Raw genomic sequence first — 13,687 nt, 5'->3', positions numbered from 1 at the left:
CTAGAGCAGGTAACTTAAGCCAAGTCCGCCGATGGCACAAACCAGTAATACCGGCGTGACAGACCATTTCCGGTAGAGCAACAGAAAGGCGGCGACGAATGCAAGGATCAGCACCTTGATATCGAAGCTGGCGAGCGTCGGCTGCCAGAGGGTGACCGGACCCGCCTGCTGTTTCGTCACCTCGGAGAAGAAGACATGCAGCGCGAACCAGATGGAGAGGTTGAGGATCACGCCGACCACCGCCGCGATAATGCTGTTCAGCGCCCGTTCCAGTCGCGGCTGATGGGAGATCCAGTCGATATAGGGGGCGCCGGTGAAGATCCAGAGGAAGCAGGGGATGAAGGTCACCCAGAGGGTGAGGGCGGCACCCGCGAGCCCGAGCCAGAAGCCGCCCGCCTGAAACGCCGCGAGGAAGCCGACGAATTCCGTCACCAGAATGAGCGGACCGGGTGTGGTTTCCGCAAGGCCGAGGCCGTCCATCATTTCGCCCGCACTCAGCCAGCCGAACTGGTTGACCACATCCTGCGCCATATAGGCAAGCACCGCATAGGCCCCGCCGAAGGTCACCACCGCGAGCTTGGAGAAGAACAGCGCGATGTCGGTCAGGATCGGCGCGCCGGAGAGCGGTCCGACCAGCAGCACCGGCGCCCACCAGAGGGCGAGCCAGAAGACAATCCAGAGCGCGGTTTTCAGGAGCGAGCGATCCTTCGGGAACGGCTCGGGCGCGTTTTCCAATTTTCCGCCTTCCCAGAAAAAGCCATAGAGCGCCGTAAGGAGGACGATGAGCGGGAAGGGCAGTTCCAGGAAGAAAATCCCGATAAAGGCGAGGGCGGCGATAATCCAGGGCATTATCCCTTTCAACGCCCGTTTTGACACCTTCAGCAAGGCCTCGATCACGATAATAACCACAGCGGCCTTGATGCCGAGAAACAGCATGCTGACTAGCGGCACTGATCCATAGAAAGCATAGATGCTCCCCAATGCGAGGATCACAAACGCGCCCGGCAGGACGAACAGCAATCCCGCGATCAGCCCGCCGATCACCCCGTGAAGCCGCCATCCGGAGTAGGTCGCGAGCTGCATGGCCTCGGGGCCCGGTAGCAGCATGCAGAAGCTGAGCGCGTTCAGATACTGCCGCTCGCTTAGCCAGGCTTTCTCTTCGACCAGCACGCGATGCATCAAGGCGATCTGCGCCGCCGGGCCACCGAAGGACAGGATGCCGATTTTCCAGAAGGCCGCGAACAACTCGGGCAGGCCGGGTGCGGGACGGGGGATGGCTTGGCTTGATCCGGTTTCCGTGGTCATCGTTTCAAGCTCCCGTCGTCGCAGCGGGCCAGTCGTGGCCCTCATTACTGGCATCCCGAACCCATCTGTAAAAGGCATCATAGAGCGCCATTCCCGCGTCAAGCTGTGCGAGATCATCGCGGTACATGCGCGAAAGACCAAGGGATGCCGCCATCAACCCGGCCGATTCCGGCGCCAGATCATGGCGGTTTGTGTCGGCACCGCGGATGATGGTGGCGAGATGTTTCATGGGCTCGGTTTCAAGGGCGAATTCCCGGATCATGGTGTCAAAGGTACATTGATCGCCGCGATGGCTCCAGAAGACATCTTCAACATCGAAGGGCGTGGCGTTGAACTTTTCGGCCACAGTTTGGACTTCCGACGGCTCGACAAACAGGAACTGGGCGTTGCGATCAACAAAGCGGCGGATCAGCCAGGGGCAGGAAATGCGGTCGATTTTAGGCCGATGACGGGTAACCCAGACGGTTCGTCCTTCCGGGTCGTGTACGGGAAGGGCGGACGCCGGGACCATGGGCAATTCCGCATCGCGCCAGCCGAAGACGCCGCCCTCAAGGCTCTCGGCGGCAATGCCGCAATTGCGGAGAACAGCTGCCGCACCCTGGCTGAGTTTCCGGCCTTTCTGGCATATAACGACGACGCGCTGGCCCGCGAGCTTTGGCGCGAGAGCGGCGATATCCTGATACGGATGACGGAAGGCCGTCGGCAACAGGCGTGGATCATCGGCAAAGTCTTCATCAATGCAGACATCGACAAGAACCGGCGCATCGGGCAGGCCGACCAGGCGGGAAAGCTGTGAAACGGTAATTTGTGTAGGAGACGTCATAGCGCCCATCCTTTCATTTAAAAGGTTGTCGGACGCGAAATTTGGGCTGACGCCTCACGGGGTACTTCGCAAACCCCATAACTACTTATGGGTAGCATCAGCCTGCTTTGTCAACCGGATTTTTATGAAGCTTTGGCGACGCGGGCCTCGACAATCTTCTTGATATTGGCAAGCGCCACCTCGGCCTCCGCATCCATGCGGGCGATCTGGTCGTCTGTCGGCGGTTTCGGGCGCGCCGGGTTGATCATGGTGCGGGTAAAGCGAACCTGACCTTCCTCGGCTTCCGCGACATCATAGCGAACGATGATGGTGCCGATAAAATCCGTGCTTGTCTCCCCGATCCAGACATGCGGCGGCTCGCATTCCGTGACCAGCCAGTCGAGCACGGCGGGGCCGCTCCGCGTATGCCAGTTTTCGCTGAAGGTATCGCCTTTACGAAGCGGGCGGTCCGGGCTGTCGATTTTGTGCGAGGCGGCGAGCCATTCGGGCCAGCTGTTGGGGTTGCAGACATAATCCAGCACATTCGCGGCGGGCGCCGTGATCAGGATATCGTGGCTGCGTTCGAAGGCATGGGTATCGCTCATTATTATTCTCCTTTTGCTTTATTAAACAGCGCGCGGGCGATCCGCTCATTCTGGATTTCGGTGGTGCCGTCAACGTAATTCGCAATGCGGGCGCAGGCGATCTGACGTCCGATCGGATAGTCGCGCCGGAGCCCGGCGGCGCCCATCACCTGCATGGCGCGGGTAAGGTGGGTGTCGGCCATGCGGGCGGCGAACTTCTTGGCATGGGCCGCGGGCAGTTCGGCCGCCGTGCCGTCCTCCACTGCCAGCACGGCGCGATAGGCGAGCAGGCGCGCGGCCTCGATATCCGTCTGGGCATCGGCAAGCTGCCAGCGCAGCCCCTGAAAATCCGCGATATGCCCGCCGAAGGCGGCGCGCTCGCTGGCATAGCGGGCGGCAAGCTCAATGGCCGCCTCGGTCATACCGCAGCACATGGTAGCGACATAGCTCCGCGCAGCATTGACCCCGGCCATGGCGGCCTTGAAACCGTCACCAGGTTCGCTCATCTGGCGGATGTCGGGCACAAGATGATCTTCTAGAATAAAACCGCCGACACCGATGGCGTGGCCCCCCATAATCTCGAACGGTGGCACGCGGGTCACACCCTCCTCACGCGCATCGATCAGGAACCCGGCGACACCCCGCCATCCTGCGGCGGGATCGGTCTGGGCGTAGAGGAACATCAGGTCCGCATGGGCGGCATTGGTGATCCAGGCTTTTTCCCCGTTGATTACCCAGCCGCCGTCGACCTTCTTCGCCGATGTGGTGATGGCGGCGAAATCGCTGCCCGCCTGCGGTTCGCTGAGCGCTGTGCAGCCGATGGCCTCTCCGGCCAGCATTTCGGGAAGATAGCGCTTCTGGATGTCGGCGGGGGCGTCGCGGGCGATTTTCCCGGCGAGGCCCATATGGTTGATCATGGAAAAGGAGAAAGCGAAGCAGTGACGGGCGATTTCCTCGGCGACGCGGGCCTTCAGGCGAAAGCGCATCCCACTGCCGCCAAGGCTTTCCGGCACTTCCAGCCCGGCCAGCCCCGCAAGTGAGGCGGTGCGCAGGGCCTCGATCGGCTGGCGACGCTCTTCCTCCCATGTTTGCGCGTTCGGCGCAACGTGCGTTTCGGCGAAATCGATGGCGCGGGCGAGCATCGCCGCTTCCGCATCGGTGAGTGGCAGTTCCATGAAAGCTCCCTGTTCTTGTTCTTTTAAAGCGACTATAGCTGAGGGCGCAGCTTCACGGAAGCGGCTTTTCCATGCGGAAGTTGATGAGCGCAACACCGCGCCCGTCACTGTGATCGCGTATCTGCGTGATCGATTTGTTCATTTGCAGGGACACTCGGCTTATGAGAAAATAGAGCGATCAGGCGCGCATGATAACAATCCCTTATTGCGTCTGGAAAGGAAAAGATGACACGAGTGTTGGTGGTGGGTGCGGGGCCGACGGGCCTGACGGCGGCGGTGGAGCTAAACCGGCGCGGCGTTGAGGTGGAGATTATCGACAAGCGGGCGGAGGGCTCCGGCCTGTCGCGCGCCGTCGGTATCACCCCGCAGAGCCTCTGCCTGCTGTATCCGTCCGGTGTGACCGACAAGTTGCTGGCCGAAGGCATTCATTTCCGCGAGGCCCGCATCTATCGCCGGTCGGAACTGGGGCTGACCCTGCCGATCCGCGCGACGCCGCCGAAATATGGCTATGACTTCATCCTAGGCCTGCCGCAGGACCGGACAGAAGCCCTGCTTCGGGAGACTGTGGAAGAGGCGGGGGTAAAGGTCCGCTTCTCGACGGAACTCACCGGCCTTAAGGAGGAAGAGAGCGGTGTTCTCGCGACTGTGGCGGATGGTAAAAGTGAGCGGTACGACTATGTACTCGGCGCCGATGGCGTGCATAGCACCACCCGCAAGCTGCTCGATATTCCATTCCCCGGCCATGATCTGCCGGAGACCTGGTCGATCGCCGATGTCAATGCCAAGGACTGGCCGCATCCGGAAACCCTGACCCTGTGCCAGCTGTCGCGAGGCGGGGTGGTGGTCGCCGTTCCGCTTGCAACAGATCGCTATCGCGTTATCTCCAACCGGCCGGACGCGCTCCGGCAGTTGCCACTGGAGATGGACGTGACCAAAATCCGCCGCGAAGGAGAGTTCACCATCTCCATCCGTCAGGTGCCGACCTATAACAGGGGCCTTGTGTATCTTGCCGGGGATGCCGCCCATAGCCATTCCCCGGTCGGTGGGCGGGGGATGAATGTCGGGATTGCCGATGCGGCCGAATTCGCAAAGCGGCTGGCAGAGGGATCGCTTGAGGGATACAGCGCGGCGCGCCTCCGGGAAGGGGCCAAGGTTATCGCCGGGAGCGAGCGGGTCCGGAAAATCGTCACCTCGACAAGTCCGATGACGGGCCGTCTCTTCCGGCTTGCGCTGAAAGCGGCCGCCCTGCTGCCGCCGGTCAGGCGGAAAATTGTCGATGTTCTTCTCTACGGGTGATCCGGCATGGGCGAAGGCGCGCTTATGCTGCGGTGCAACGTGAGTTCATCCGCCCAAGATTTTGTTGCAAAAGAGAAAAATTCATGAACAATGGAGTCTTGAGGCTCCTTGGGGCATCCAAGACGCTCCAAAGGGCGCAAAAAATTTCTGTGATATTTATTGGGAGGATATAAGAATATGCGTAAAGCATTAATGGTTGCGGCGGCCACCGCCGTCTTAATGGCATCCGGCTCCATGGCCTATGCCAATTGCGAACCGGGCGAGATCGTTATTAAATTTGCCCATGTGACGAATACGGACAAGCATCCCAAGGGGATTGCCGCCAGTCTGTTGCAGCAGCGGGTGAATGACGAGATGCAGGGCAAGGCCTGCATGGAAGTCTATCCGAACTCGACCCTTTACAATGACGACAAGGTTCTGGAAGCATTGCTGAACGGCGATGTCCAGCTCGCCGCGCCGTCGCTCTCGAAGTTCGAGCAGTTCACCAAGCAGTTCCGCATTTTTGACCTGCCGTTCATGTTCAAGGATATCCAGGCCGTTGACGCCTTCCAGAACTCCGACACCGGTCAGGCGATGAAGGAAAGCATGACCAAGCGCGGTCTTCTCGGCCTTGCCTTCTGGCATAATGGCATGAAGCAGTTCTCGGCCAACAAGCCGCTGGTCACGCCAAGCGATGCGGAAGGACTTAAATTCCGTGTGCAGTCTTCTGACGTGCTGGTCGCGCAGATGGACGCCCTCGGCGCCAATCCGCAGAAAATGGCTTTCTCCGAGGTTTACGGCGCCCTGCAGCAGAAAACCGTCGACGGACAGGAAAACACCTGGTCGAACATTTATGGCCAGAAATTCTTCGAGGTTCAGGACGGCACCACCGAAACCAATCATGGCGTGATCGACTATCTTCTCGTCACCTCGACGGAATTCTGGGAAGGTCTTCCGGATGATGTTCGCTCTCAGCTTGACACCATCATCAACGAAGTGACGGAAACCCGGAACGCCGAATCAACCAAGGTGAACGAAGAAGCGAAACAGGCGATTATCGCCGCCGGCGGCGTTGTCCGTCAGCTTTCCCCGGAAGAACGGCAAATGTGGGTTGATGCCATGAAGCCGGTCTGGACACAGTTCGAAGCGGATGTCGGTGCCGACAATATCGCCGAGGCCCAGAAGTTCAATATGACCAACTAGGCGTTTGAACCGCTGGCGCGGTGAGGGAGCCGCGCCAGCATCTTTTCGCGTACCGGGCAAGGGGGGAGGCCATGTCGGGGCACAATCCAAAGACAACGCGATCGTTCATCGACTCGCTTGAGGAAACGATGATCGCCATCATGCTCGGCATTATGACGCTGGTCACCTTTGCCAATGTTATGGCGCGCTATGTGTTCAACTCGAACATTCTCTGGGGGCTGGAGGTCACGTCGATCCTGTTCGCCTGGCTTGTCCTGTTCGGCGTCAGCTACTGCGTCAAGAAAACGGCGCATCTGGGCGTCGATGCCATCGTCAGCCTGCTCTCCCCCGCGGCGCGCAAAATCTGCACCCTCCTCGCGGTGGCCTGCTGTATTATCTATGCCTTCCTGCTGCTGAAAGGCGGCTGGGACTTCTGGGCGAATTTCGCCAATCTGCCGGCGACGACCGGACGCTGGTTCCCGACCGGGTTCCAGGAAAAATTCCTCGCCAAGGGTTGGTATGAGACCAACGATGTCTTCATGCCGGAGATGTTCCAGTTTATCGCTGACTGGTTCAACGACGGGGAGCGGTATGAGAAAATCCCGCGCCTGATCCCCTATGTCATGCTGCCGTTCGGCATGGCGCTGCTTCTCTATCGTTTTATTCAGGCCGGATGGGCCGTTTTCACCGGCAAGCAGATGCTGATTATCGTCAGCCATGAAGCCGAAGACGCGGTTGAAGAAGCCGCCGCAAAAGCCGCACGGGAGGAATAGACGATGGAAATTGCCATTCTGTTTGCCGTCGTCATCGCGCTGTTACTGCTCGGTGTCCCCATTGCCGTCGCCCTCGGGCTGACGTCCATCTTCTTTCTTCTCTCGGCGTCGGACAGCTCGCTTGCCTCCGTCGCCCAGACCTTTTACGAGGCCATGGCCGGGCATTATACATTGCTCGCCATCCCGTTTTTCATCCTGGCCTCCAGCTTCATGTCTACCGGCGGTGTGGCGCGGCGTATCATCCGCTTCTCGATTGCGGTTGTCGGGCATTTCAGCGGTGGCCTCGCGATTGCCGGTGTCTTCGCCTGCATGATGTTCGCGGCGCTCTCCGGCTCCAGCCCGGCGACGGTTGTAGCTATCGGCTCGATCGTCATCGCCGGGATGACCCAGGTCGGCTACAGCAAGGATTTCGCCGCCGGGATTATCTGTAACGCGGGCACCCTCGGCATCCTGATCCCGCCCTCCATCGTCATGGTGGTCTATGCGGCGGCGACGGATGTGTCGGTCGGACGGATGTTCCTCGCGGGTGTGATCCCGGGCCTGCTCGCCGGGCTGATGCTGATGGTCGGCATCTATATCGCTGCGAAATGGAAAGGCCTGCCGAAGGGCGACTGGCTGGGCTGGGGAGAGGTCTTCAACGCGGCGCGGGATGCGGGCTGGGGCCTGTTCCTGATCGTGATTATTCTGGGCGGTATTTACGGCGGTGTCTTCACCCCGACGGAGGCTGCGGCTGTGGCCTCGGTCTATGCCTTCCTGATCGCCAATTTCATCTATTGCGACATGGGGCCCCTACATCGGCCGGGGGAGTCGCCGATCCCGCTCTGGCGCGCGCCGCAGGCGCTGATCACCGTGTTCTTTCACAAGGATACCCGCGATACGTTGTTCGAGGCGGGCAAGCTGACCGTCACGCTGATGTTCATCATCGCCAATGCGCTGATCCTGAAGCATGTGCTGACCGACGAGCAGATCCCGCAGCAGATCGCCGGTGCAATGCTCGACGCGGGCTTTAACTGGTGGGTTTTCCTGATCATTGTCAATGTCATCCTGCTGATCGGCGGACAGTTCATGGAACCGTCGGGCCTGATCGTGATCGTCGCGCCGCTGGTCTTCCCGATTGCCATGGAACTCGGCATCGACCCGATCCATCTCGGCATTATCATGGTGGTGAATATGGAGATCGGCATGATAACGCCGCCGGTCGGGCTCAATCTGTTTGTCACCTCAGGGATAGCGGGGATGCCGATCATGAACGTCGTCCGGGCGGCGCTGCCCTGGCTCGGCATCCTGTTCGTCTTCCTGATTCTGGTGACCTATATCCCGACGTTGTCCACCTGGTTGCCGACGACCTTCATGGGCCCGGAACTCGTCATTAAATAGGATGATCCCTGGACAGCCGCTTCTTGATACGCCTGAGCGCAAACCAGACGGCGAGCAGAATGACGGGAATCGACGCGCCCTTGATAAGCTCGACATTGACCGCAAGCCCCAGCGGACGGGCCATCTCGGCGGCATACCCGACGAGGCTGACCAGGTAATAGCTGATAGCGGCGATGGAGAGTCCTTCTACCGTTTCCTGCAGGCGGAGCTGGCGCTGGGCGCGCTGGTTCATGGCGGCAAGCTGGGCCTGGCTCTGTTCGGCCAGCGCGAAGTCCGTCTTGGTCCGCAAGAGATTGGCGGAACGGGTTGCCCGCCGCGAAAGATCGGCGAGCCGGTCGGCAACGGAGTTGCAGGTTCTGACCGCCGGGGCAAGTCGGCGATCGAGAAATTCAGATATGGTCTGGTAAGGATCAACCGGAATTTCCTTCAGTTCGGCAATCCGGGACAGGACGATTTGGTAATAGGCGCGGGTCGCGCTGAAACGGTACGCGGTTTTTGACGCCAGCGTTTCGATCTCGGCCGATACGCGCGTCAGGTCGCGCAGCAGGTCCTTCTCGGCGGCGGCACTGTTTGTCTGGCCCAACTCTTCGGTAAGTTCCGCAAGCTCGCTATTGATCAAGGCAATCTTTACGCTGACTTCCCGCGCGAGCGGCAGCGCCAGCAATGAAAGATTGCGATAGACCGCGATCTCGAAAATACGGAGCAGTACGCGTCCCGCCTTGCGCGGCGACATGCCGCGATCGTAAATAAGCGAGCGGATGTAGCCGTCATTGTCGATCCGCATATCGGTCCAGCGCTGCGCGCCATTGCTGCCGATCAGGCTGCTGACCAGACTTTCGGAAACGAAATATTTATCCAGTTCGGCATCGCTGGGGCGGGATTGCCCCTTGTCCAGGATTTCAGCTTTGATCGCCGTCAAAAGGAGCCCCGGCAGCGCCCGCAACCATTCTTTTGGAACTTCCGAGCAGGCGGTCTTTGCAAATGGCTCCTCATCCTTGTTCTGGCGAAGAAAGGTATAGGTCGTGAATTCTGCATGCCGTTCCCACCTCAACCTGAAATTACCGAAATCCGCCGCAAAGTGGTTGGCGTTTTCCATCGGCGGATGCAGGCCATAGCGACGGCACAGATCGCAGATATGGCGATATTCCTGCTCCTCCTGATGCTCTTCGCTGAACATGGCGTAATGGGTCGCCGTTAGCGGGGCGACAATTTGCTCGAACGGACGGGCATGAATCTCGTTATTGATATCGAAACGCAAGGGGTGCGGTTTCAGTCCGGCGCAATCCCTAGGCATATTCAAGTCATCTTCTACCATCTTCAGACTGCACCTTTACCAATAGTCGTGATCCGGGTACGCAAGGACTAAACTGTCTTAAAATCCATGTCAATTAGCGAGCGCTGATACGCGGAACTATCAAGCGATTGCTGTTCCTTTTTGTGTGGATAACCCTTAAAACACTCTAAATATAGGGGGTTAGGGCCCTTTTTTGCCAGATTTGTCGAAAATATTTGCGTAATTTTTCCATTTGACTCATCATGGCGTCAGTTGGGGGTGGTAACAGTATGCGTAAATGTCATGATTCGATCAGTTGACGGTCATTTGCCGACACTGTCGGCGTCACGGAAACCGCGCCAGTTTGACCCGGTGCCACAGCGGAAAATCTTGCTGGTTTCCATCAATATTCCAAAGAATAATGATCCGTATGGATCACTCGATACCTTTGTCTTCGGCCATGTGCCCGTTGTCTTCCTGATCGCGGAGAACGCAGACGTGGCGGCGGACATGCTGGAGACGCATCCGGATATCGCCGTCGTGATTGTAGATGTGTCTGGTGAGAAGGGTGAGAGCGGTCTCGCGCTGGTACGCAAACTCCGCAAAGAGCTTGCCAACCAGACGATCCGGATTGTCTTGCTGGGGGAGGCGACGGCACCGGGGGAGACGCAGAACCAGTTCCTGGATTATGACGTCAGCGATTATCGCGATATTTCCGAGATCAACCTGCCCAAGCTGTTCACCAGCCTGACCATCGCCCTGCAATCCTATGAGCGCCTGGTCACCGAGGAGGATAACAAGCAGTCGCTTCAGACCATCCTCGATATCACGCGGGAGCTATACGGCGTCCGCTCGGTAGAGGATTTCTGCCTGACGATCCTGACGCAGCTTCAGGTCATCTGCAAGAATGTCGAGGATTGCTTCTTTGCCATCCCGAACGAGCATACCGGGGAACTTTCCGTCACCGCGGGTAAAGGGCATTATATCACCGCCAACAAGCAGCGGGTGAAAGAGGTTGTCGATGAGGAGCTGTTCGGCATGATCCTCGGCGCGACGGTCAGCCGGGAGAATATCTTCACCGAGGTGGTGAGTATCCTTTGTATCAGCCGGGACGACAAGCTGAAGGGGGTTGTCGTGCTGGAAAACGGTGCGCCGCTCACCTTCCTTGAAACCCGTCAGATGGAACTCATTTGCGCGAACATTACGCTCGGCCTTGAGAATGCCGATATGTTTGAGGAAATCAAGCGCCTTGCCTTCAATGACAGCCTGACCGGCCTTGACAGCCGAGCCAAGTTCCGCTCCGATGTGCAGCAATATATCGAGAAGGTGGCGCGGCCGGAGAAAAAGCGGCTCGCGGTGGTCCAGTTTACGCTGGAACATCTGCCGGAGCTGAATATTGCCCTTGGCCATGATGCGGGGGACGAGCTGTTGCAGTTCGTCTCCGAACAGCTGACGCAGCTCTTCCCGAACGCCATATCACTTGCCCGGACGTCGGGAAACGGCTTCGGCCTCTGCATTCCCTACAAGACGACACCGGAGCTCAAGCAAATTCCGAAAACCATCCATCGCCTGTTCGAGCATGGGCCGTCAACGCGGGAAAACTTGCCGCATATCATTCCGCGCATCGGGCTTGCCATTTACCCGGTGGATGCGGACAACGCAACGACGCTGTGGCGCAACACCAATATCGCGCTCGCCAATCTCAAGGTCCGGAACGGCTCTTATTTCTGTTTCTATAACAGCGCCATCGCCAATGACATCAATGCGCGGGTCGAGATGAACAATGCGCTGCGCACCGGCATCGGCCGCAAGGACCTGTCGCTCAAATACCAGCCGCAGGTCGATCTGGATACTGGCACCATCATCGGGGTCGAGGCGTTGATCCGCTGGCAGCGGGAGGCAGGGAAATTTGTCGCGCCGAACGAGTTTATTCCGGTTGCCGAAAGCTCCGGCCTGATCGCGCCGATCAGCGAATGGGTGCTTCAGGAGGCCTGCCGCCAGCGCCGCATGTGGCTGGACGAGGGCGCCGATGATTTCCGCGTGGCGGTCAATCTGTCGCTGTCGATCTTCCAGAATGATGATTTTGTCGACCTGATCCGGAAGACGCTACAGATGACACGCTGTCCGGCCCGGCTTCTGGAGCTGGAAGTGACGGAAAGCGTGATCATGGAGAACCCTGCGCAGACACTCCGGAATTTCCGTGAGCTGCGCGATCTCGGCGTCAGCTTCGCCATTGACGATTTCGGTACCGGCTATTCGTCCCTCAGTTACCTCCGGCAGTTGCCCGTTTCGGCGCTCAAGATCGACAAGACTTTTATCGACGGGCTGACCGAGAATGCGGATGATGCGGCGATTGCCCGGACGGTCATCTCACTCGGCCGCAGCCTCGGCATGAAGGTGTTGGCCGAAGGGGTAGAGACAACGGACCAGGTGGAATTCCTATGGTCCGCCAAATGTCATCAGGCGCAGGGCTTCCTGTTCTCGCGTCCGGCGGCGGCGGACGAGATTTTGCCCTTCATCCGCAACCCCGGCTTTACCACCTTCACCCAGAAATCGCTATTTTAAGAGCTTTCCGGGGTTCATGATGCCGTCCGGATCGAACGCCTTCTTGATCAGGCGCATGAGGTCGATCTCGACTTCCGGCTTGTAATGCACCAGATCGTCGGCCTTGAGCCGGCCAATACCATGCTCTGCACTGATGGAGCCGCGCATTTTCACGGCAATATCATGCACGGCGCGGCTGACTTCCTCCCAATGCCCAAGATATTCCTCCCGGCCCATATCCGCGGGCTGCATCGGATTGTAATGCACATTCCCATCGCCGATATGCCCGAACACGACGGAGCGGAACGTTGGGACGATCTTAGCCACCGCGATATCGGCCTCGCGGATGAAATCGGCATAACGCGAGACGGGGACGGAAATATCATGCTTGATGCTGCCGCCCTCGGGCTTCTGGGCGGCGGAGATTTCCTCGCGCAGGCGCCAGAGATGCTGTTGCTGCGCCTCGCTCGCGGGCACGACGGCATCAAGGACGATCTCCTTCTCGAAACCTTCGGCGAGGATGCTCTCCATCAACTCCTTCAACTCCGGTGTCGCGCTTGACGACAGCTCGACCAGCACCTGCCAGTCATACCGCGCGGGCATTGGATCGGTGAAATCCGGCACATGGCGCACGACCATATCGATGCAGTAGCGGGAGATGAGTTCGATCGCGGTTACCTGATCGCCGCTCATGGCGCGGGCGAGGCTCAGGAACTCGATCGCCGCGTCGACGGAGGGAACTGCCGCGAGCGCCACCTGCTGGTATTTCGGTTTGGGATACATCTTCACCACCGCGCCGGTAACGATGCCGAGCGTGCCCTCCGCGCCGATGAAGAGTTGCTTGAGGTCGTAGCCGGTGTTGTCCTTGCGCAGGCCCGTGAGCCCGTCCCAGATACGTCCGTCCGGCAGCACGACCTCCAGACCGAGCACCTGTTCGCGGGTGTTGCCGTAATGCAGGACCTGGACGCCGCCGGCGTTGGTGGAGATATTGCCGCCGATCTGGCAGCTTCCTTCCGAGCCGATGCGAAGCGGAAAGATGAAGCCGTTGTCTTCCGCCACTTGCTGCAAATTCGCGAGAATACAACCCGCATCGACAGTAAGCGTGCCGTTCAGCCGGTCAATCTCCCGCACAGTGTTCATGCGGTTGGTGGAGAGGACCACCTCATCGCCGCCGGTAAAGGGGATGGATCCGCCCACGAGGCTGGTATTGCCGCCCTGCGGTACGAGCGCGGTTTTTGTTTCGGCGCAGAGCTTGACGACGGCGGCGACTTCTTCGGTCGTTTTTGGCTGTACCACGGCGCGGGCACGCCCGACGAACTTGTCGCGCCATTCCACCACGAAGCCCTGCATGTCGGCCTCGTCGGTAATGACATGCGCCTTGCCGACGATATTTTCCA

At 59.2% G+C, this 13,687-nt stretch carries 11 protein-coding genes; 5 read left to right on the top strand and 6 right to left on the bottom strand.

What is annotated here, in order from left to right; translation table 11 throughout:
• The 4 genes from chrA to AACZ19_RS00990 all read right to left on the bottom strand — a co-directional run bounded on the left by chrA (position 1) and on the right by AACZ19_RS00990 (position 3,959).
• Positions 1–1,350: a chromate efflux transporter gene (gene chrA / locus AACZ19_RS01005; protein WP_339630295.1), complete on the bottom strand. Its 1,350-nt coding sequence runs from the start codon at positions 1,348–1,350 to the stop codon at positions 1–3.
• The gene (locus tag AACZ19_RS01000) at positions 1,310–2,128 is read right to left on the bottom strand and encodes a sulfurtransferase/chromate resistance protein (RefSeq protein WP_339630294.1); all 819 of its coding nucleotides are present in this window, start codon (positions 2,126–2,128) and stop codon (positions 1,310–1,312) included. Before AACZ19_RS01000 ends, chrA begins: the two co-directional genes overlap by 41 nt.
• A 122-nt stretch (positions 2,129–2,250) precedes the next feature.
• Positions 2,251–2,712 carry an SRPBCC family protein gene (locus tag AACZ19_RS00995; RefSeq protein ID WP_339630292.1) on the bottom strand — a complete coding sequence of 154 codons (462 nt, stop codon included), beginning with the start codon at positions 2,710–2,712 and terminating at the stop codon, positions 2,251–2,253.
• A 2-nt stretch (positions 2,713–2,714) separates the two neighbouring features.
• Entirely contained in the window at positions 2,715–3,959 is a 1,245-nt protein-coding gene (locus AACZ19_RS00990) for an acyl-CoA dehydrogenase family protein (protein ID WP_339630291.1), read from the bottom strand.
• Positions 3,960–4,091: 132 nt separating this feature from the next.
• On the opposite strand from AACZ19_RS00990, the gene AACZ19_RS00985 reads away from it, so the two are divergent.
• The 4 genes from AACZ19_RS00985 (at position 4,092) to AACZ19_RS00970 (ending at position 8,473) form a co-directional block, all read left to right on the top strand.
• Complete coding sequence (locus AACZ19_RS00985) at positions 4,092–5,162, top strand: FAD-dependent oxidoreductase (protein WP_339630290.1); 1,071 nt, start codon at positions 4,092–4,094, stop codon at positions 5,160–5,162.
• A gap of 177 nt (positions 5,163–5,339) precedes the next feature.
• On the top strand, positions 5,340–6,344 hold the full coding sequence (locus AACZ19_RS00980; RefSeq protein WP_339630289.1) for a DctP family TRAP transporter solute-binding subunit: 1,005 nt from the start codon (positions 5,340–5,342) through the stop codon (positions 6,342–6,344).
• A 71-nt stretch (positions 6,345–6,415) separates the two neighbouring features.
• Positions 6,416–7,096 carry a TRAP transporter small permease gene (locus tag AACZ19_RS00975; protein WP_339630288.1) on the top strand — a complete coding sequence of 227 codons (681 nt, stop codon included), beginning with the start codon at positions 6,416–6,418 and terminating at the stop codon, positions 7,094–7,096.
• Positions 7,097–7,099: 3 nt separating this feature from the next.
• Positions 7,100–8,473, top strand: a complete 1,374-nt coding sequence (locus tag AACZ19_RS00970) for a TRAP transporter large permease (protein ID WP_339630287.1) — start codon at positions 7,100–7,102, stop codon at positions 8,471–8,473.
• On the opposite strand, the gene AACZ19_RS00965 is transcribed toward AACZ19_RS00970, so the two are convergent.
• On the bottom strand, positions 8,466–9,788 hold the full coding sequence (locus tag AACZ19_RS00965; protein WP_339630285.1) for a DUF3422 domain-containing protein: 1,323 nt from the start codon (positions 9,786–9,788) through the stop codon (positions 8,466–8,468). The two genes, AACZ19_RS00970 and AACZ19_RS00965, sit on opposite strands and share 8 nt — an antisense overlap.
• Before the next feature lie 261 nt (positions 9,789–10,049).
• On the opposite strand from AACZ19_RS00965, the gene AACZ19_RS00960 reads away from it, so the two are divergent.
• Positions 10,050–12,311, top strand: coding sequence for an EAL domain-containing protein (locus AACZ19_RS00960; RefSeq protein ID WP_339630283.1), 2,262 nt, complete (start codon positions 10,050–10,052; stop codon positions 12,309–12,311).
• Here AACZ19_RS00960 and AACZ19_RS00955 read toward each other — a convergent pair.
• A complete protein-coding gene (locus AACZ19_RS00955) occupies positions 12,303–13,586 on the bottom strand; it encodes an FAD-binding oxidoreductase (protein WP_339630282.1) in 1,284 nt (427 codons plus the stop codon). The genes AACZ19_RS00960 and AACZ19_RS00955 overlap by 9 nt on opposite strands.
• Between the last annotated feature and the right edge of the window lie 101 nt (positions 13,587–13,687).

Origin of the sequence: uncultured Sneathiella sp., assembly GCF_963973085.1 — a bacterium.
Lineage (GTDB): Bacteria > Pseudomonadota > Alphaproteobacteria > Sneathiellales > Sneathiellaceae > Sneathiella.
The sequence above is the reverse complement of the archived record's forward strand: the minus strand, read 5'-3'. Positions and strand labels throughout refer to the sequence as shown.